This is a genomic window from Nonomuraea sp. NPDC049709 (assembly GCF_040674815.1).
In the GTDB taxonomy this organism is placed as follows: Bacteria; Actinomycetota; Actinomycetes; order Streptosporangiales; family Streptosporangiaceae; genus Nonomuraea.
Window position 1 is genome coordinate 1 of sequence record NZ_JBFANM010000051.1, and the last position, 18,798, is coordinate 18,798.

21 protein-coding genes are annotated in these 18,798 nt (G+C 73.4%); 10 read left to right on the forward strand and 11 right to left on the reverse strand.

Annotated features, from left to right (window positions below):
- Positions 1 to 245 precede the first annotated feature (245 nt).
- Both AB0J69_RS39870 and AB0J69_RS39875 read left to right on the forward strand, forming a co-directional pair.
- On the forward strand, positions 246 to 1,136 hold the full coding sequence (locus AB0J69_RS39870; RefSeq protein WP_364128826.1) for a VWA domain-containing protein: 891 nt from the start codon (positions 246 to 248) through the stop codon (positions 1,134 to 1,136).
- Positions 1,133 to 3,274 carry a hypothetical protein gene (locus AB0J69_RS39875; RefSeq protein WP_364128828.1) on the forward strand — a complete coding sequence of 714 codons (2,142 nt, stop codon included), beginning with the start codon at positions 1,133 to 1,135 and terminating at the stop codon, positions 3,272 to 3,274. The genes AB0J69_RS39870 and AB0J69_RS39875 overlap by 4 nt, the downstream gene beginning before the upstream one ends.
- Positions 3,275 to 3,438: 164 nt before the next feature.
- On the opposite strand, the gene AB0J69_RS39880 is transcribed toward AB0J69_RS39875, so the two are convergent.
- Genes AB0J69_RS39880 through AB0J69_RS39895 form a run of 4 tightly spaced genes read right to left on the reverse strand, consistent with a single transcriptional unit; the run spans position 3,439 to position 7,000 of the window.
- Complete coding sequence (locus AB0J69_RS39880) at positions 3,439 to 4,065, reverse strand: LysE family transporter (protein WP_364128831.1); 627 nt, start codon at positions 4,063 to 4,065, stop codon at positions 3,439 to 3,441.
- Between the two features lie 38 nt (positions 4,066 to 4,103).
- Entirely contained in the window at positions 4,104 to 4,898 is a 795-nt protein-coding gene (locus AB0J69_RS39885) for an AraC family transcriptional regulator (protein WP_364128833.1), read from the reverse strand.
- Between the two features lie 15 nt (positions 4,899 to 4,913).
- A complete protein-coding gene (locus tag AB0J69_RS39890) occupies positions 4,914 to 5,702 on the reverse strand; it encodes a maleylpyruvate isomerase family mycothiol-dependent enzyme (protein WP_364128835.1) in 789 nt (262 codons plus the stop codon).
- Between the two features lie 5 nt (positions 5,703 to 5,707).
- Positions 5,708 to 7,000 carry an MFS transporter gene (locus AB0J69_RS39895; protein WP_364128838.1) on the reverse strand — a complete coding sequence of 431 codons (1,293 nt, stop codon included), beginning with the start codon at positions 6,998 to 7,000 and terminating at the stop codon, positions 5,708 to 5,710.
- Between the two features lie 389 nt (positions 7,001 to 7,389).
- Here AB0J69_RS39895 and AB0J69_RS39900 point away from each other — a divergent pair, with 389 nt between their 5' ends.
- Entirely contained in the window at positions 7,390 to 7,974 is a 585-nt protein-coding gene (locus AB0J69_RS39900; RefSeq protein ID WP_364128840.1) for a TetR/AcrR family transcriptional regulator, read from the forward strand.
- Between the two features lie 54 nt (positions 7,975 to 8,028).
- Entirely contained in the window at positions 8,029 to 8,679 is a 651-nt protein-coding gene (locus tag AB0J69_RS39905) for a haloacid dehalogenase type II (RefSeq protein WP_364128842.1), read from the forward strand.
- A gap of 4 nt (positions 8,680 to 8,683) precedes the next feature.
- Here the strand turns inward: AB0J69_RS39905 and AB0J69_RS39910 are convergent, their stop codons facing one another.
- On the reverse strand, positions 8,684 to 9,157 hold the full coding sequence (locus AB0J69_RS39910) for a VOC family protein (RefSeq protein WP_364128844.1): 474 nt from the start codon (positions 9,155 to 9,157) through the stop codon (positions 8,684 to 8,686).
- Positions 9,158 to 9,239: 82 nt separating this feature from the next.
- On the opposite strand from AB0J69_RS39910, the gene AB0J69_RS39915 reads away from it, so the two are divergent.
- Positions 9,240 to 10,211: a YafY family protein gene (locus tag AB0J69_RS39915; RefSeq protein ID WP_364128847.1), complete on the forward strand. Its 972-nt coding sequence runs from the start codon at positions 9,240 to 9,242 to the stop codon at positions 10,209 to 10,211.
- Here AB0J69_RS39915 and AB0J69_RS39920 read toward each other — a convergent pair.
- Positions 10,159 to 10,941: an alpha/beta fold hydrolase gene (locus tag AB0J69_RS39920; RefSeq protein WP_364128850.1), complete on the reverse strand. Its 783-nt coding sequence runs from the start codon at positions 10,939 to 10,941 to the stop codon at positions 10,159 to 10,161. The genes AB0J69_RS39915 and AB0J69_RS39920 overlap by 53 nt on opposite strands.
- A gap of 104 nt (positions 10,942 to 11,045) precedes the next feature.
- Here AB0J69_RS39920 and AB0J69_RS39925 point away from each other — a divergent pair, with 104 nt between their 5' ends.
- A complete protein-coding gene (locus AB0J69_RS39925) occupies positions 11,046 to 11,453 on the forward strand; it encodes a YciI family protein (RefSeq protein WP_364129026.1) in 408 nt (135 codons plus the stop codon).
- A 12-nt stretch (positions 11,454 to 11,465) separates the two neighbouring features.
- On the forward strand, positions 11,466 to 12,752 hold the full coding sequence (locus AB0J69_RS39930) for a sigma-70 family RNA polymerase sigma factor (RefSeq protein WP_364129029.1): 1,287 nt from the start codon (positions 11,466 to 11,468) through the stop codon (positions 12,750 to 12,752).
- Here AB0J69_RS39930 and AB0J69_RS39935 read toward each other — a convergent pair.
- Both AB0J69_RS39935 and AB0J69_RS39940 read right to left on the reverse strand, forming a co-directional pair.
- Complete coding sequence (locus tag AB0J69_RS39935) at positions 12,696 to 13,298, reverse strand: AAA family ATPase (RefSeq protein WP_364128852.1); 603 nt, start codon at positions 13,296 to 13,298, stop codon at positions 12,696 to 12,698. The genes AB0J69_RS39930 and AB0J69_RS39935 overlap by 57 nt on opposite strands.
- 10 nt (positions 13,299 to 13,308) lie before the next feature.
- Complete coding sequence (locus tag AB0J69_RS39940) at positions 13,309 to 13,914, reverse strand: methyltransferase domain-containing protein (RefSeq protein WP_364128855.1); 606 nt, start codon at positions 13,912 to 13,914, stop codon at positions 13,309 to 13,311.
- Between the two features lie 45 nt (positions 13,915 to 13,959).
- Here AB0J69_RS39940 and AB0J69_RS39945 point away from each other — a divergent pair, with 45 nt between their 5' ends.
- Positions 13,960 to 14,412, forward strand: coding sequence for a MerR family transcriptional regulator (locus AB0J69_RS39945; protein WP_364128857.1), 453 nt, complete (start codon positions 13,960 to 13,962; stop codon positions 14,410 to 14,412).
- Positions 14,413 to 14,437: 25 nt separating this feature from the next.
- Positions 14,438 to 15,094 (forward strand): helix-turn-helix domain-containing protein, encoded by a 657-nt coding sequence (locus AB0J69_RS39950; RefSeq protein ID WP_364128860.1) that lies wholly within the window; start codon positions 14,438 to 14,440, stop codon positions 15,092 to 15,094.
- Between the two features lie 206 nt (positions 15,095 to 15,300).
- Here AB0J69_RS39950 and AB0J69_RS39955 read toward each other — a convergent pair whose 3' ends face one another.
- Together AB0J69_RS39955 and AB0J69_RS39960 are read right to left on the reverse strand one after the other, a co-directional pair.
- Entirely contained in the window at positions 15,301 to 16,233 is a 933-nt protein-coding gene (locus tag AB0J69_RS39955) for a DUF5996 family protein (protein WP_364128863.1), read from the reverse strand.
- Between the two features lie 40 nt (positions 16,234 to 16,273).
- Positions 16,274 to 17,068 (reverse strand): MBL fold metallo-hydrolase, encoded by a 795-nt coding sequence (locus AB0J69_RS39960; protein ID WP_364128866.1) that lies wholly within the window; start codon positions 17,066 to 17,068, stop codon positions 16,274 to 16,276.
- A gap of 49 nt (positions 17,069 to 17,117) precedes the next feature.
- Between AB0J69_RS39960 and AB0J69_RS39965 the strand changes: the two genes are divergently transcribed.
- Positions 17,118 to 17,516, forward strand: coding sequence for a MerR family transcriptional regulator (locus tag AB0J69_RS39965; protein WP_364128868.1), 399 nt, complete (start codon positions 17,118 to 17,120; stop codon positions 17,514 to 17,516).
- Between the two features lie 6 nt (positions 17,517 to 17,522).
- Here AB0J69_RS39965 and AB0J69_RS39970 read toward each other — a convergent pair whose 3' ends face one another.
- Positions 17,523 to 18,722, reverse strand: coding sequence for a hypothetical protein (locus AB0J69_RS39970; protein WP_364128870.1), 1,200 nt, complete (start codon positions 18,720 to 18,722; stop codon positions 17,523 to 17,525).
- Positions 18,723 to 18,798 lie beyond the last annotated feature (76 nt).

An 18,798-nucleotide genomic window follows, 5' to 3' on the forward strand; every position in this document is an offset into this window, starting at 1 on the left:
GGCGGCCGTTGGCGGGGCGGGGGCGGGGCCGGGGTTTCGTGGGCGGTTTGCTCCGGGGGGGGTTCGGGTAGGGCCTGCGTGGTTGCCCGCGCCATACCGCCCGCGCCCTCGACGAGCTGTACGGCGCCGGCCGCGGCGAGGGCTCCGACGACTTCGAGCCCCGGGGCGACGGCGGAGGCCAGGAGGGGTCGTTCCCCACGGCGCGGGAGTGGGCGGAGGAGCTGGAGGCGCTGTTCGGGACCGAGGTGCGCGAGGAGGTGCTGGCCCGGGCCGCCGACGCCGGGCGTACCGACGTGCTGGCGCAGCTGGACCCCGCGTCCGTACGCCCGTCCGTCGAGCTGCTCACCTCCGTGCTCTCCCTGGCCGGTGGCCTGCCCGAGCAACAGGTCGCCAAGCTGCGGCCGCTCGTGAAACGGCTGGTGGCCGAGCTCACCCGCGAGCTGGCCACGAAGCTGCGGCCCGCGCTGACCGGGCTGGGAAGCCCGCGCCCGACCCGCCGTCCTGGCGGGCGGCTCGACCTGCCCCGCACCCTGCGCGCCAACCTTCAGCACAGCCGGCGCCTGGAGGACGGGCGGCTGGTGGTGGTGCCGGAGCGGCCGGTGTTCGGGACACGGGCCCGGCAGGAGGCCGACTGGCGGCTGGTCCTCGTGGTCGACGTGTCGGGCTCCATGGAGGCGTCGGTGATCTGGTCGGCGCTGACCGCCGCGGTCCTGGCGGGGGTGCCCACGCTTTCCGCCCATTTCCTGACGTTCTCCACGCAGGTGATCGACCTGACCGACCAGGTGACCGACCCGCTCTCGCTGCTGCTCGAAGTCCGGGTCGGTGGCGGCACACACATCGCGGCGGGGCTCGCTCACGCGCGCACGCTGGTGAGCGTGCCCAGCCGTACGCTCGTGGTGGTCGTGAGCGACTTCGAGGAGGGCTATCCGCTCGGTGGCCTGCTCGGGGAGGTACGCGCCCTGGCCGGGTCCGGCGTACACCTGCTGGGGTGCGCCGCCTTGGACGACAGCGGCGTACCGCGCTATTCGCTGCCCGTCGCCCAGCAACTCGTCGCGGCCGGGATGCCGGTCGCCGCCCTCAGCCCGCTCGCCCTCGCCCGCTGGGTGGGCGATCGCCTTCGCGGAGAGAACCGGTGAATTCCCCAACCTCGAACGCCCCCGCCGCGGCCCAGCTGCCGCCCGCGGCGCCGCACGTGGTCGCCGCCGCCGTGGAGGGGCTCACCTCCCGGCTGCGGAAGAAGCTGGACGCGGCCGTCGAGCAGTACGCCGCCCTTGCCGTCGAGGTGGTGGATGGCGAGGGGGTTCAGATCGTCTGCGGTGAGGACGCGGTGGTGACGCTGTCGCCGGGGGCGTCCGGGGTGGTCGTGGAGGAGGGGCAGGCGAGGTGCAGTTGCCTGCTCGCGCCGCGATGCCTGCACCGGGCCGCGGTGCTCTGCGCGTGCCCGGTGGGGGAGTCCGGGGCTGTGGCGGTCGCCGCCGATGCCGCCCCCGGTGGAGGTGTCGCTGATGGTGGCGCCGGCTCCGGTGAGGTCGTGCCTGCCGATTCGGAGGCGGGTCCGAGGGCCGGTCTGGGGGCTGGTTCGGGGCCTGGCTCGGGGGTCGGTCCGGGCGCTGGTGCGGAGGCTGGCCAGGGGGCTGGTTCGGGGGGCGGTCCGGGGGCTGGTACGGGTGCGGGTCCCGCGTCTGTCGGTGGGTCGCCGGCCGGGGCAGATCCAGCCACCGGACTGACGCCGGCCGGCGGTGACGGGTCAGTCGCCGCGGCCGGTGGCGGGCAGGTGGGCGCCACGGCCGGTGGTGGGCAGGTGGGGGCTGCGGCCGACAGCGGGCGGGTGGCGGCTGCGGCGGGGTTGTGGCGGGCTGGGGCGGCGGTGCTGGTGGCCGGGGTGCCGGGCGCCGGCGCGGTGGCGCAGGCGGAGTTGCTCCGCGCCGCCCATACCGCTCGCCTGGCCGGGCTGCCCAGGGCCGAGGCCGCGGCCCTCCGGGTCGTACGCGGGCTGCGGTCGGCGCGCGAGCAGCACGGCGGCCACCGCCTGGCGGATCTCGTGTCCGCACTGCGCGAGCTCCTGCTCATCACAGGCAGGCTGGCCGCCGCGGATCCCGATCCGGCGCTGGTCGGCAGCGTTCGCCGGAACTACGAGCAGGGCGGCAGCCTGCGCGTCTACGGCGTCTGCCGGGAGCCGGTGATCAGTGCCACCGGGTACGGCGGTGTCGTCACCCACGTCGTCACGGAGGACGGCCGCTGGTTCTCCGTCTCCGACGTCAGACCGGGCGGGTCGGCGCGCGCCCGTGGCGCGGGCACCGCGACCGTCGCCATCGGCTCCGCGATGCTGACCCACGCCCAGCTGGCCAGGGCCGGACTGCTGATCGTCGGAGCCACCATCTCCCCGGACGGTCGGCTCGGCGCGGGCAGCGGGGTACGCGCGACCCCCTCGAACGGCATGCCCTGGACGGAGGGGCCGCTGGCGGCACTGTTCGCGCGCCCGCTGGGCGAGGCGGCCAGGGCCCGGCTCGCCGGGGATTCGTGGAGCGAGGCGGCCACAGCAGACGAGGCCCGGGAGCCGGTCGGGTGCGATCTGGTGATCGTCGGCGCGGCGGGGGATCACGTGCTGGCGCGCGAGCTCGTACCCGGCGACGGCGAGGTGCGAGCGGATGGGCCGCTGATCCGGCTCGTCCCGGCCGGCCGGCACCCCGACCTCGCCCACGTCGCCAACCTGCAGCGGCTCGCGTCCCGGCCCGGGTTGTGCGTGCGGGTGGTGGGACGGGTCGAGCCGGATCGGGCGGCGACCCTGTCCGCGCTGGCCGTGGGGCCCGTACCCGGGGTGGAAGCGACGTTGCGGCTGCCCGCCGAATGGCAGGGCCGGGCCGACCTCGGCTACGACCGCCTGCAGAGCGCCCACCTTCCCTCGCCGGTCAACGACCTGGAAGGGCTCATGGGCGGGGCCGGCGACGTGGATCCGGTGTCCAGCGCGCCGTTGTGGCGGGTGCGGCGGCTCGTCGAGCTGGCCGTCGCCGGGGGACGCCGGGCGGTGGCGGAGTCGGGACGCGGTGGCGACTTCAAGGTGCAGGGGGCGTCCCTGCGCCGGAGCGGCTTCCCCGCCGCGGCCGAGCTGGCCGCGGGGCTCGCCGCCGAGGCCGATCGGTGGCAGCGTGACGTGTTCGGCCGGTTGACGGATGCCGGGCCGGATCGGTACGCGCGGGCGTGGCTGGCCGCGGCCGTCCACCTGTCCGCGACGGAACGGGCCCTCGTCGAGGCGTCTTGGCAGACCGCCGGCTGAGGGGTGTGCCGATGCGTTCGGAGGCGGCGGGCCTACGCGCCTGTGGTGGCCGGTTCGTCAGGGGGTGGGGCCGTTGGGGGCGGGCCGGTGTGTTGGAAGGGAACGGGCTTCGGGATGGCTGGGAACTGGGATTGCGGGGGTTTCAGGTTGGTGCCTGTGCGGGGTTATGCGCTGCCGGGGATGAGTCGGGCGGCGAGGAGGGCGGCGAAGGCGAGCAGTGCGACCCCGCAGGCCGCCTCCAGGACTCGTACGGCCAGTGGCGGCAGCGCCTTGCGGAGGATGGCGATGAGGCCGGCCGAGATGAAGCACCAGGCCAGCGAGGAGGTCATGAAACCGGCGAAGAAGACGGCCAGGCTCGCGGCCCCCGCGTCGGAGCCCAGCACCGAGCTGACGGCCCCGGCCGCGCCTGACCAGTAGACGACGTTCCAGGGGTTGCCGAGCGACATGGCGGCCCCGACCGCGAGAGCACCACGGCCGGGGCGGGTGCCCGGGGGCGGGGCGGGGCGGGGGAAGGCGGCGTCGCGGAGCGCCGTCAGGCCGAGCCAGCCGAGCAGGAGGCACCCGGTGACCGTCAGCGGGACGCGCAGCGCCGGTACCGTGAACAGCGCTCCGACGCCGGCCAGCCCGAGCAGCGCCCATACGGCGTCACCGGCCAGCGACCCGACCTGCACCGCGAACGCCGGCCGGAACCCTCCCCGTACGCCCCTCCGCAACGACTCGCTGAACACCGCGCCCGGCGCCGCGTTGAACAGCAACCCCACCCAGAGGGCCAGCATGAAGATCTCGGACATGGCGTTCACTCTCGCGGCAGGTGCACCGAGGCGTCTTGTCAGATATTGATGGCCCGGTAACGGCCGGGCGTGATGGCGTACGCGGCGGTGAAGTGCCGGTGGAAGTGCGCCTGGTCGGCGAACCCGAGGTCATGGGCCACGACGGCCACCGGCCGGCCCGCGCGCAGCCTGCGCCGGCCCTCCGCGAGCCGGGCCTGCAGGTGCCAGGCGTACGGCGGGCAGCCGGTGGCCCTGGTGAAGGACCGTACGAGGTGCTCGCGGGACATCCCGGCGTCGTCGGCGAGGTCGGCCAGGCGGGGCGGGCTGGACAGGTCGGACCGCAGCCGGTCCAGCACGGCGGCGATGGGCGCGGGGATGGCGGAGGTGACCGGCGTGGTGGTACGGGCGGCGGTGGGGGCGGTGAGGTCGAGCAGGTGGAGGAGCATCAGCGTCAGCCGTTCCGCCACCAGGGCCGCGTCGTCGCCCCCGGTGTCCAGGTCCCGCGCCGCCCGCAGCAGCTCCGAGCGCAGGTGGGCGGCGCGTACGACCGGCCGTTCGAACTCCGGCGGCGGCCCGCCGACCAGTGACTCCAGCACGGCCGGCGGGACGTACCAGCTCACGCACGTGAACGCCACGTCGTCCGGTGTCCGGGTGGTGCAGGACTGGACCTGGCCGGGGTTGTACACGGTCACCTCGTCCAGGTCCACCTCGAACGAGGACCGGTCCAGCCGCACCTGCTCGCGCCCGCACAGGTTGACGCTGATGACGTACTCGTCGTGGCTGTGCCGGGCGAAAGCGCCGGAGACCGGCCTGATGACGGCCAGCTGGGTGCCGTCCATGTCCCAGACCTGCATACCGGCAAGATTAGGTCATACGGGAGGAACCAGGACAAAGTAGCGATCGAGTACGGCCTTGTCGCCCCGCACGTGGAGCCCGTCGGCCGGGATCCGATGCCAGAGGAACAACATCAGGTCCGACGCCGTACCGGCCAGCTCGACGTCGAAGTCCCCGTCGCCGACCCGTACGTGCTCGCCCTCGAAGCGAACCACCCACTCACCCGGCCCGTCGGTACGGACGAAGCGGAACCCCTCGCCCGCCCCCGCCGGAGCCTGTGTCCAGGCCCGCCGCGCGGGCGCCATCACCTCGAACGTGTGCGCGATCGCATCCGCCGCGATCTCCTCGGCGATGGGACGAGGGGTGCCGAGGGCGCTCTCGGCGTCCCAGCGGTGCACGGCGGCCTCGATGACCTGTATCCGCAGCCAGAACCCGACCGTCTGCTCCTCCGACCAGGTCCACGCGGGCTCGTCCGGCGCGCACTCCCGGAACAGCGCCGCGAGCCGGTCCGCCCCCTCCGTGAACCAGTCCAGCAGGCTGCCCGGGATCGGCCCGAAGGTGGGGGACCTGTCCGGCGCGGGCCAGCCCGCCGTGTCGGGAGGCGATTCGGTACGGGCCAGGTAGGCGAAGTCGGGCGGCTCCTTGAGCCGGTCTCGGACGATGACGCCGACGAATCGATGGACCCCGCTCAGGTGGCCCACGAGATCGGACATGGTCCAACCGGGGCAGGACGGCACGATGGGCGCGTCGCCTGCGTCGGCCGCCTGGCGGGCGGCGTCCTGGAATGCGCGTACTTCCCGCTGGAAATGTGCGACAGCTTCCATGGCGTTCACTGTGCCCTATGCGGAAGATCGGCCTCCACCGGGTTTCCCCTGGGCCGCGATCCGATCAGGTGGGCGCCGGCGGCGACGGCCAGGGCGAGGCCCACGAGCACGGCGCTGACCCACAGCGGCGACCGGAACCCGAGCCCGGCCCCGATCGCGACCCCGCCCAGCCAGGGACCGAGCGCCGCCCCCACGTTGAACGCCGCCGTGGCGAACCCGCCGGCCAGGGTGGGGGCGCCGGTGGCCGCGTACAGGACCTGGGAGATCAGCGTGGAGCCGACCGCGAACGACAGCGTCCCCTGGACGAACACCAGCGCGACCGCCGGTACCGGCGCTCCGGCGGCCACCGCGAAGGCGGCCCATCCGGCCACCAGCGCCACTCCACCGATCACCAGCAGCGGTACGGGCCGACGGTCCGCGATCCGCCCGCTGATCGTCACCCCGGCGAACGACCCCAGCCCGAACAGCGCGAGCATCCCCGGCATCCAGGCGGACCCGATCCCGGTGACCTCGGTGAGCAGCGGCGCGAGGTACGTGAACGTGCAGAAGGTGGCGCCGTTCACCAGCGCTCCCAGTAGCAGGAGCACCAGCAGCCGAGGCCGCCGCAACGCCCGCGCCTCGACCCGCGCCCTCCCCGGCAACCGACCCGCACCCCGCCCGCCGACGCGCCCGCCGGTCCGGCTGTCGGCCCCACCCGGAGCGTCGGCGGCACCCGGAGCGTCGGCCCCACCCGGAGCGTCGGCGGCACCCGGAGCTTCGGCCGGTACGGACTTCAGGACCGCGACGATGGCCGGCACCAGCGCGAGGGCCACCGCCCAGAACGCCGAGCGCCACCCCCACAGCTCGCCGAGCAGCGCGCCCCCGGGCACCCCCGCCACGCAGGCGACGGTGACCCCGCCCAGCAGCACGGACGTGGCGCGCCCCTTGGCGTCCGGCGGCGCCAGCCCGACCGCCGTGGCCATGGCCACCGCCAGGAACCCGGCGTTGGCCAGCGCCGCCACGACCCGCGTGCCGAGCAGCACCTCGTAGCTGGTCGTGACCGCGCCGAGCACGTGGACGACCAGGAAGACCACCAGAAAGGCCGGCAGCGCGAACCGCCTGGACAGCCGCAGGCTCAGCACCGCCATCAGCGGCGCCCCCACCACCATCCCGGCGGCGAACGCCGAGGTCAGCAGCCCTGCGGCGGGAATGGACACGTTCAGGTCCCGGGCGATGCCGGGCACCAGCCCGGACAGCATGAACTCGGACGTCCCCTGGGCGAAGACCGCCAGTCCGAGCAGGTAGACAGCGAAAGGCATGAAAGAAACTCCGCGACCACGTCATGGATCGGCACATGGATGCGCGCAGGACGGAGTGAGGATCGTCCTGCCGCGAGAGAGGCGCCCGACGACCGGTGTCAGAAGGGCGACCAGAGCACGACGCAACGGTGCATCCGAATGGCGTGGCGGGGATTCCCTGGCCGAGGCCGGCGACGCGTGCGAACGCACGGCCAATGCGGCGGGAACGGGGTCCAGGCGTCAGCGCCCCGGCATGCGGGGTCAGCAGCGCGGAACAGCCACCGGACGACCGGTGGCTAGCGTCTTGACGCCTCGGGGCTGGACATACGCGGCAACGTAGCAACCCCGTACGCGCCACGTCCAATCGATTTGCTATCTTGGACCGACCGTTCCAAGTTTGGGAGGTGCCGATGCCGGACGTGAAGCATTTCGATCCCGACGCCGTGCTGGAGCAGGTGGAGCGCCTGTTCTGGCAGCGCGGGGCCGCCTCCACGGGAGTCGCGGAGGTCGTCGCGGCGACCGGCCTGAGCCGCTCCAGCCTGTACGCGACGTACGGCGGCAAGCAGGACCTCTACGTCAAGGCGCTGACCCGCTACGTCGAGCGCCGTTCGGAGCCGGTGTTCCAGGCCCTGGCGACCGACGGGCGCGGCCTGCCCGCCATCGCCGCCTTCTTCGACCGGCTGATCGAGGCCCGGTGCGCCGGCGAGCACGCGCGCTGGGGCTGCATGGTCTCCAACGCCCATGCCGAAGGCGCCGACCCGGAGGTGCGCCGCGTGCTGGACCGGCACCAGGACCGGCTGCGCACGGCCATGCGCACCGCCCTGGAGGCGGCCGGTCCGCAGCTCCGCCCGGACACGGACCTCGACGCGGCCGCCGAGCTGCTCACCCTGCTCGCCTACGGGGTGAACCTGCGCTCGCGCGCCGGCGCCGACGCCGCCGCGCTCCGCGAGGGCGTGACCGCCGCCCTCGACTCCCTCCGCCCGGCCGCCGCCTGACCGAAGCCCGCCGGACGGAAACCTGACACCCGACAGAACGCGAGGAGAAGACAGATGGACGCCAGACCGCAAGTAGTGATCTTCGACGTGAACGAGACCCTCACCGACATGGAGCCGCTGAGGGTGAGGTTCGAGGAGGTGGGCCTGTCCGGCGAGCAGATGACGGCGTGGTTCGCGAGCGTGCTGCGCGACGGCTTCGCGCTCACGGCCGCCGGCGGCTACGCCGAGTTCGCCCAGATCGCCACCGACGTCCTCAAGGCCCTGGGCCTGGAGGACAAGGCGATCGGTCACGTGCTGAGCGGGTTCGCGGAGTTGCGGGTGCACCCCGACGTGCCGGCGGGCATGCGGGCGTTGCGCGAGGCCGGGATCCGGCTGTTCACCATGACGAACGGCGCCGCCGCCATGACCCAGGGCATCCTGCGCCGCGAGGGCCTGCTCGACCTGGTGGAGGCCACGCTGGACGTGAGCGGCCCCCGGGTGTGGAAGCCGGCCGGAGCGGCCTACGAGTACGCCGTGGCCCAGGCGGGAGTGGACCCCGGGCAGGCGGCTCTGGTGGCGGTGCACCCGTGGGACATCGACGGCGCCCAGCGGGCGGGGCTGATCGGGGCGTACCTGGACCGGCGCGGGACGGCGTACCCGAGCGTGATGAGCACCCCGCACGTCTCCGCCCCCGACCTGCGCGCACTGGCGGAGAGGTGGACGTAGGAGGCTAGAAGAACCGGGCGCTCTGGACGTACTCCATCGCCTTCGTGAACTCCGGATCGTTCATCCGGCGTCCCAGCTCCTCCTCGGAGACCTCCTCCACCCGCGTCTGGATCCACCACAGGTTGCCGAACGGGTCGCGCACCCGGCCCACGCGGTCGCCCCAGTACAGGTGCGTGACGTCGGTGATCGACGTCCCACCCGCCGCCACGGCCCGGCGGTGGGTGGCGTCGGCGTCGGGGACGTACAGGCGCAGGAAGGCCGGCGTGGGCGGCCAGCCCGGCGCGGAGTCGAAGAGCATCACGATCGCGTCCCCGATGCGCACCTCCGCGTGCCCGATCCGGCCGTCGGCGTCCGTCACGCGGCCCAGCTCGACGGCGTCGAACGCGGTCTCGAGGTAACGGATGATCCCGTCCGTGTCGGGGGAGATGATCCACGGCGTGACGGTCGTGTACCCCTCGGGGATCGGCTTGACGGTCATGTTCCCTCCAGGAAGGTCAGTGCGTTGTCACCGACACTAGGCCCGAAGTAGGCCAGGACCTGTCCTACATAGGATGGGATCCATGGCCGACTCCCGCCTCCTGAACCTGCTGTCGCTGCTCCAGACCCCGCGCGAGTGGCCGGGCGGAGAGCTGGCGGAGCGCCTGGGCGTCAGCCGCCGCACCGTCCGCCGTGACGTGGAGCGCCTGCGCGACCTCGGTTACCCGGTCGAGGCCACGATGGGCGCGGCCGGTGGCTACCGGCTGGTCGCGGGCACGGCCATGCCGCCGCTGCTGCTGGACGACGAGGAGGCCGTGGCCATCACGGTGGGCCTGTCCACCGCGGCCAGGCACCCGGTGCAGGGCATCGAGGAGGCGTCCGTACGTGCTCTGGCCAAGCTGGAGCAGGTGCTGCCCGCCCGGCTGCGCCACCGGGTCAGGTCGCTGGGCGGCGCCACCGTGCCCATGCCCGCCCTCGAAGGGCCCCAGGTGGATCCGGGGCGGCTCACCGCGCTGGCGGTGGCCGCGGCGGGCAAGGAGCGGGTGCGGTTCGCGTACCGGGCCAACGACGGGGCCACGAGCAGGCGGCTGGTCGATCCGCATCGGCTGGTGGTGGCCGGGCGGCGCTGGTATCTGCTGGGTCACGACCTCGACCGCGACGACTGGCGGATCTTCCGGATCGACCGCATCGACGAGCTGCGTCCGACGGGTGCCAGGATCGTGCCGCGCGAGCTGCCCGCCGGGGGCGCGGCCGCCTACGTTGCTGACCAGCTCTACTCGCTGGCGTCCACGTACGAGGCCGTCGTCACGCTGCACGCCCCCATCACGGAGCCGATCAGGGCGCTGGGCGAGGTCACCCCGATCGGCGAGCGGGTCTGCCGCCTGCGCATGCACGCCGACACCCTCGACTGGCTGGCCTTCCGGCTGACGGCGATCGGCTGCGAGTTCGAGGTGCACGAACCGCCCGAGCTGACCGAGCACCTGCGGGAGCTGGCCGCCCGCCTCACGAGGGCCGCGACAGGAACTCCAGCACCATCGGACTCGCCACCTGCCTGAACTCCTCGAAATACGCGTGCCGCGCCCCCTCGATCATCCGCAGCTCGGCCCCGGGGATGCGCCCGGCCAGCAGCGGCGCGTTGGCGGCCGGGTTGAACACGTCGTCGGTCCCGTGCACGACCAGCGTGGGCGCGGTGATGCCGGGCAGCGCGTCCCAGCTGTCGTGGCCCGCGCTGGCGGCCAGGTGGCGGCGCCGGGCGTGGGCGGGCATGTCCGGGTCGCCGGTCGTGTGGTGGGGGCCGGGGTGGGCGGCCAGCCAGGCGGGGGTGTACATGAGCTCCAGCAGCGCCCGCTCGGCGGCGGCCCGGTCCGGCTGGGCCAGCGACCTGCGTACGTCGTTGCTCCGTTCGATCCCGTGGGCGCCGCCCGGCGAGCTGCAGCCGAGCACCAGCGCCCCGACCCGCGCGGGGTGGTCGGCCGCCAGCCACTGGGCCACCCGGCCGCCCATCGACGTCCCGTACACGTGCGCCCGCCCCACCCCCACCTCGTCGAGCACGGCCAGCACGTCGGTGGCGAAACCGCGCGTGGTGTACGGCTCGTCGGGTTTGTCGCTGTCGCCCGTGCCGCGGTAGTCGAGGGTGATGGTCTGGTACGTCCCGTCGAAGTCCGCGCGTACGGAGTCCCACCAGCGGCGGTCGTTGGCCTGCCCCTGCAGCAGCACGAGGGGCGGCCCGTCGCCGCGGACCTGGTAGGACAGCTTCACGCCGTCGGAGGCGGTTGCGTAAGGCACGATGTCGATAGTGCCCTACGTTGGAATGTGTCCGGTTCGCCGCCCCGGCTCCGACGTCCCTCCCGAAAGGCAACCCAAGAGAGAGGGCGACCCCCGTGAAGTACATGATCCTTTCCTACGCCTCCCAGCAGGACTACGACGAGATGTCCGGCAAGGACACCGGGCGGGTCATCTGGACCGAGAAGGACATGGCGGCGATGCACGAGTTCATGACGACGGTCAACAAGGAGCTGGAGGAGTCGGGCGAGCTGGTCGAGACCCGCGGTCTGGCCGCGCCCGTCCACACCCGCAGGGTGGGTGCCCGCGACGGCGTCCCGTTCGTCACCGACGGGCCCTACGCCGAGACCCAGGAGGTGCTGGCGGGCTACTGGATCGTGGAGTGCGAGAGCTTCGACCGGGCCACCGAGATCGCCGCCCGCCTGGGCCAGTGCCCATTCCCCGGCGACGTCCACGCCAACGCGTACGCCGACATCCGGCCCATCATGGAGTCCGCGGACGACATGGGGTTCTGAGGGAGGGACGAGATCGACGGGATCGCCGGAGAGCGCCTGCTGCGCGAGCTGGCGCCGCAGGTTCTCGGCGCGCTGGTCCGGCGCTACGGGCACTTCGACACCGCGGAGGACGCGGTGCAGGAGGCCCTCCTGGCGGCGGCCACGCAGTGGCCGGAGCAGGGCGTACCCGACGATCCGCGAGCCTGGCTCATCACGGTGGCCGCGCGGCGGCTGACCGACCTGCTGCGCGCCGAGCAGGCCCGCCGCCGCCGCGAGGACACCGTCGCGGCCCGGGCGCTGCCGGACGACTGGCTGGCCCCGGCCGCCGACCAGCCGGCCGGCGCCTCCGACGACACGCTCATCCTGCTGTTCATGTGCTGCCACCCGTCGCTGACGCCGGACTCGCAGATCGCGCTCACGCTGCGCGCGGTCGGCGGCCTGACGACCGCGGAGATCGCCCGCGCGTTCATGGTGTCCGAGGCCACCATGACGCGCCGGATCACGCGGGCCAAGCAGCGGGTCAAGGACAGCGGCCTGCCGTTCCGCCTGCCCCGCGCGGCCGAGCGCGCCGAGCGCCTGGGTGTGGTGCTGCACGTGCTCTACCTGATCTTCAACGAGGGGTACGCCAGCACGTCCGGGCCTGACCTGCACCGCGCCGAGCCGGCGGCGGAGGCGATCAGGCTGGCCCGCATGGTGCACCGGCTGCTGCCCGCCGATGCCGAGGTGGCCGGGCTGCTGGCCCTCATGCTGCTCACCGACGCGCGGAGCCCGGCGCGCACCGGGCCGGACGGCGCGCTGATCCCGATGGCCGAGCAGGATCGCGGCCGGTGGAACGCGGCCTACATCGCCGAGGGCGTCGAGCTCGTCACCGGCGCGCTCTCCCGGGGGACGCCCGGGCCCTACCAGCTCCAGGCCGCCATCGCCGCCCTGCACGACGAGGCGCCCACGGTGGAGGAGACCGACTGGCCGCAGATCACGGCGCTGTACGAGCTGCTGATGCGCATCTCCGGCAACCCCATGGTGGCGCTCAACCACGCCGTGGCCGTGGCCATGGCCCACGGTCCCCGGGCCGGGCTCGACCGGCTCGAACGCCTCCGGGACGACGACCGGGTCTCTGGCGACCACCGGCTGCACGCGGTCCGGGCGCACCTTCTGGAGATGGCCGGCGACCTCGCGGGGGCCCGCCAGGCGTACGAGGAGGCGGCCGGCCGAGCCATGAGCCTGCCCCAGCAGCGCTACCTGCACGCCAGGGCGGCCCGCCTGTCAGCCGAGCCTGATGTGCCGCAGCGTGACCCCGATCCGACGCAGCCGGCGCCGTAGCGCGCCGTCGGTGTCGGGCGCCAGGCGCAGGCCCGCCGCCTCCGCGATCCGGTCGGCGACCTGCTGGACCGTCAGCCGGTCGGTCTCGATGTGCTCGGCGAACTTCGGCGCGCGCAGCCGCTCCAGGCACTCGTCGAGCCTGGACACCGCGAACTCCTCCCGCTTCAGGCCCCGGCTCAGCCCACGCTGCCGCAGCCGCCCGAGCACCGTCTCCCGGCCGGCGACCAGCGCGAAGTGGCGCACCTCGTGGCCAGACTCGCGCAGGCGGCCCAGGATCTGGTCGTAGTAGGCGGGCTCGACCAGCGTCATCGGGGCGATGACCACGCCCTCGTGTCCGGACAGGGCCAGGTCGAGCACCTCGAACACCCCCTGCCGCCAGGCCCCCAGCCGCTGGAAGTCCGAGCGCAGGGCGGGGGGCGTCATCCGGTGCAGCCCGAAGCCGACGTGCTCGGGGTCGCACACCACGCTGGACGGGAGGCGGCGGTGCAGTTCGTGGGCGGTGTGCGTCTTGCCGCCGCCGAACGGGCCGTTGATCCACACGAGCATGGCGGTCAGCCTACGGGTTCGCACCGCCCGGGGCCGCCTCGAAGACGGTCAGGGACTTCAGCTCGTGCCGTCCCACCGTGCCGAACAGCTCCGCCAGCCCCTTGTGGATCCGGCCCAGCTTGTCCTCGGGCAGGCGCAGGCGGCGGGCGATCGGGCCGGGAGCGGTCCCGCCGTGCCAGGCGAGCACGAGGCGGCCGCCGGGGCGGGTGACCCGGCGCAGCTCCCTCAGGCCAGCCTCCAGGTCGGGCCAGAGGGCCACGTTGTTCACCGCCACCACGCAGTCGAAGCTGTCGTCGGGGAAGCCGGTGTCGGCCGCGCTGCCCAGCCGCAGGTCGGCACCTCCCGCGCGGCGGGCGGCCTGGGCCCGCATCTCGGGTGAGGGGTCCACGCCGCAGACGCGCCCGGCGCCCGTACGGGTGAGGAGCCGGACGAGGCCGCCGGGGCCGTACCCGATCTCCAGCACGTGCTCACCGGGGCGCACGCGCAGGACGCGCAGGAGCTCGCCCTGCCGGTTCGTCCACAGCATGAAGCGTCCGGCCAGGCGTCCGAGCAGCCCGGATGGCGCGGCGAAGGGCGAGTTGACGGGTCCGCCCGTGACCCATGACGTGGTTCCCATTCCTCCAGGGAAGCGGTTCAAGGCGACTTGAAGTCAAATGGAGGCATGGAACCGATCCCGATCGGCGAGGCCGCGCGCCTGCTCGGCATGAACGCCTCCGCGCTGCGCTACTACGAGGAGCGCGGTCTGGTCGCTCCGGCCGGCCGCAGCGGGGGGCGGCGCGTGTACGGCAGGCAGGAGCTGCGGCGGCTGGTCTTCCTGCGCATGTTGCAGCAGCTCGGCGTGCCCCTGGAAACGGCTGGGGCGGTGCTGGACGCGCCGGGGGAGGAGTGGCGGGCGGCGGTGGGCGAGCGGATCGAGGAGCTGGACGAGGTGATCGCGCGGGCCAGGGCGGCGCAGTGGGTGCTGGGGCACGCGCTGGAGTGCCCGGCCGAGCATCCGGCCCGGGACTGCGACCACCTCGTCGGGATGCTGGATCAGCTGCTGGAGGGGTACACGTTCGCCCAGCTCGCCGCCGAGCACGAGCCGCGGTGGACGTCGCTGGGATTGACGGAGTGAGCCCTCACTCCGTACTGTGGGCGGTATGACGAACCCGACCGCACGCCGCAGAGCGCCGGCGATGAGCCCGGAGCAGCGGCGCGAGATGATCGTCCGCGCGGCCCTTCCCCTGGTGGTCGAATACGGCACGTCCGTCACCACCGCCCAGATCGCCCGCGCGGCGGGCATCGGCGAGGGCACGATCTTCCGCGCCTTCGGTGACAAGGACAAGCTGCTGGCCGCCTGCATGGCCGAGGCGGTGCGGCCGGACGACACGCTCGCCCACGTCGCCTCGATCTCGCTGGACCTGCCGCTGGCCGAGCGGCTGGTGGAGGCGTCGGAGGCGCTGCGCGCCCACCTGTCGCGGATGGGCGCGGTGGCCGGCGCGATGGCGGCCTCGGGCGCCCTGCGCCGTGGGGCTCCTCCCGCCGACGAGGGCAAGCCGGCCGAGGAGGGCAGGCCTGAGGGAGAGGGCCGCCGCGACCGCGCGATGTCCTCGCGGGACGCCTCGATGGCGGCCACCAACGAGGTGCTGGCCGGCCTGTTCGAGCCAGAGCGCGACGCGCTCAGGCTGCCGCCCGAGCAGCTCGCCCAGGCGTTCGGGTTCCTGACGATGGCGGCCGGGCGGGGCCCGGCCCCGCTGGGCTCGGCCGAGCTGGTGGACCTGTTCCTGCACGGGGCCTACGCGAACTCCGGAAAATAATCGGCGCGGCAGGGGAATGCATCGGCGGGGGGTGTGGTTACATACATCGTGGCCGGTGTGCCCAGTGTCCCCGGGCCTCACCTATTGCCTTCGCGGACTACCGTTCGGCTGGAGCCGCGTTGTGCCTTTCGCCGAGAGGCGACACGCACACCGGTACGCACTCGTAGAGCGCCCGCCCTCTCCGGAGGGCGGGCGTTCGCGCATGTTCAGGACTTCTCCCAGTACGGATCCGTGACGCCCCCGGGAGAGGCGAGCGCCTCGGAGTCGAGCCCGGTGAGCCTGGCCCCCGCCTGATAGGCGCTGTCCAGGAACTCCAGCACGGCCCCCACGGGATCCTCCATGGCCCGCACGTCGTCGTACCGCAGGACCGCCAGATGGCTGCCCCGGGCCGTGATCCACTCCGCCTGGGCGGGGCGCAGCGGCTCCCGTTCCAGCCCCTCCGGCTCCGGCGCGGTGTAGGAGTAGAAGGCCGGCCACGGCCGCTCCTTGTCCCCGAACCAGAACCCCGAGCTGATCACCTCCCAGCTGTAGGCCTCCCGCGTGACCGGGTCGGCGTCGGGCGAGATCTTGACCACGCGCCCGGTGAACCGGGTGACCGCGATGTCGAAGGTGTGCCAGAAATGGTGCACCGGGCTGGTCTTGCCGGCGAAGTCGGCGGCGAAGCGGTCCAGCAACTGCACCACCTGCGACAGGATCCGCCAGTAGCGGTTGATCAGCATCGGGTCGTAGCGGGCGTGCAGCGTGTCCTCGGCGAACGGGGTGTCGTCGCCCATGTCGAACGGCACCGCCCAGATCTCCGGCCGGATCCCGAGCCCCGCCAGGGTCTCGAACAACCGGTCGTGGAACGAGGCCACCGACCTGCCGATCAGGCTGAACTCCGCGCTGCGCCCGTCGAACACGTCCACCACCAGCCGGTGCCGTACGAGGTCGAAGTCGACGCAGAACAGCGGTTGCTCGCCCAGCCCGCCCATCGGCCGCGTGGTGAGCCCCCGCCCGGTCGGATGGAACGGCACCTGCCACCAGTGGTTTCGCCGGTTGCTCGAAGCCAGCCGGATCTTCCCCACGATCTGCGCGAACCTGTGAAAGGTCTCCTTGGCCTCCGTCCACTCAGCAAGCGGCATTGCCGGGAACAGCTCCATGACGGCCCCCTCCGACTTAGAGCATTCACCGCAATCGTAACTACCCGGAGTATTCGGTCAGCTCCCAGGGGTCGTGAGCGGAGAACATGGCCACCCCGTGATCATGCCGGAGCGAGCGCAGAAGCCCCTGGCTCGACAGCCGCCGCTCGCCGTTGACCTGGGCGTCGAGCTGCACGATGTCCAGCAGCGGGTGGGAGCGCGGCGCCCGGTCCAGCTCGCCGTGGTAGAAGTACGCGTCCCCGGCGTGCAGCAGCCAGCGCCCGCCGTCCCTGATCGCCACCCCGGCGTGGCCCCGGGTGTGCCCGTCGAGCGGCACGAGCAGGAAGTCCCCTTCCGGCAGGCCCGCCAGCGGCCGCACCCCGTCGGCGCCCAGCCACCTGGTGCCGGTGCCGGGGTAGGTCACCCAGTTGGGCGCGTGCGCCCAGTGCGAGGGCCGGTAGCGGCGGTTGGGCGCCTGCGCCAGCGCGTCCTCCAGCTCCGCCGCCATGACGTGCACCCGGGCCCCCGGGAAGTCCGGCAGGCCGCCGCTGTGGTCCACGTCGAGGTGGGTGAGGACGATGTGGCGTACGTCGGCGGGGTCGTACCCGAGCGCCGCCACCTGCCGTACGGCCGTCTCGCCGGGCACCAGCACCGGCTCGACGAGCTCGGCCCACTCGCGGTCGAGGCTCTCGCCCGGCTTGGCCACGTCGTCCAGGCCGAGCCCGGCCTCCACCAGCACCAGCCCGGAGGCCGGGGTCTCGACGAGCAGCGCGTGGCACACCGCACGGGCCGCGGGCAGGCCGTCGATCGAGTCGATCTCGCGCATCGAGGCGAGGTTGAGATGATGAATTCGCATGCCGACTAGACTGCGACTTGAAGTGCGGTTCAAGTCAAGGAGCCAGGTCGTGGACGAAGCGTTGATCGACATCGGTGAGGTGGCGAGGCAGAGCGGGCTGGCCGCGTCGGCGCTGCGGTTCTACGAGCGCAAGGGGCTCATCGAGGCCGAGGGGCGCAACGGCCTGCGGCGCGCGTACCGGCCGGAGACGCTGGCGCGCCTGGCGCTGATCGCCTGCGCCCGCGACGCCGGGTTCAAGCTCTCCGAGATCGCCGACTTCCTGCGGGCCAGGCCCTCGGACGCGCGGCTGCGCGAGCGCATGGCAGCCAAGGAGCGCGAGGTGGCCGAGCGTGTCGCGCAGCTCACCCGGCTGCGCGACAGCCTGCGCCATGCGGCGGTCTGCGAGCACGATCCGCTGGTGGAGTGCCCGGAGTTCAAGCAGGCCCTGCGGCGGGTGCCGCAGGGGTGAGGGCCGTCAGCTGGAGCTGACGTATTTCCTGGGCCGCAGCGCGTGGGCCCGCAGCGCCGCCAGCGCGGCGAGCTGGCCCGGCCGGTCCATCCGCACCGCCAGCTCGTCGCTGAACGCCAGCCCCAGCGCCGTCAGCTGGGCCACCAGGTCGGTCACCGGCCCGGTGACGTCCTCCACACCGGTCGCCGGATGCCAGCCCTCGCCGCCCACCACCTCGGCCACCCGCTCGCGCAGCTCGCCGGGCGACATCAGCGTGCCGTCGGCGAGCAGCATCAGCGCGGCCTCCCTGGCCGACACCTCGAACTCGTGCTCGCCCCTGGCCAGCAGCAGCCTGGTGACCGCCGTCCACATGGCTGTGGACGACTTGAGCAGCCGCAGGCCGTAGTCGGTGATGGCCAGCTTGGCCCCGTCGCGGCGGATGGCGCCCAGCTCCCGCTCGGCCAGGTCGCGCAGCCTCAGCGCCTCCGGCGAGGGCGCCAGCCGCAGCGGCAGGCTCTCCCCGGAGGCGGCCAGGGACAGCAGCCGGTGCAGGGCGGGCATCGGTTGCGGGGTCACCGGCGCGTGCAGGCGCACCTCGAAGGGCTGCGCCAGCTCCCGCCTGGCCGGGCCGCGGCCCAGCACCCAGCGGTTGAGCCGCTCGCCGTGCACCCGGTTGAGCCAGCTGTCGCCGCCCAGCTCGGCACGCGGCTCGGTGAGCCAGCGCCGGGTCAGCGCGGTACGGTCCACGCTCTCGCCGGCCACGATCGCCAGCTCCAGCGCGGCGGAGCAGGCGATGTGCGCGCCCAGCTCCTCCGGCCCCATGATCATGCTCCACTGCAGTTCGGGCACGTCGGGCGGGAGCACGCCCGTGGCCTCCAGGGCCTGCTGATAGGCGGCCGTGCCGGCGTCCTCGCCCTCGCGGGCGTAGGTGCGCAGGATCTGCAGGGTCGTCGGCGACACGCACAAGGCGGCGTATCGTTCCATTCCACCCAGCTGGAGCAACTGCCCCAGTGAACGAGCCAGGCGCTCGTGGTCCCCGCCGGGCTTCTGCGGTCCGACCTTGAGCGGCAACGTGTACCAGAGAAACTCGCAGACGTCGAGCTGGGTCACCGTCTCCAGCGGCTCCCCACCCGTCAACCATTCGACGGCGGTCCTGGCCTCCTCGGCCAGATCCGGCTGAGATCGCTCCAACTCGGCGAGAAGGGCGGTGACATCCGGTGCACTCATGCCTCGAAGTTTGCCGTATCGACCCCGGGCCTGACGATGACCGAATCCGGTGCGTATTGGGTCTTGCACAGCGACT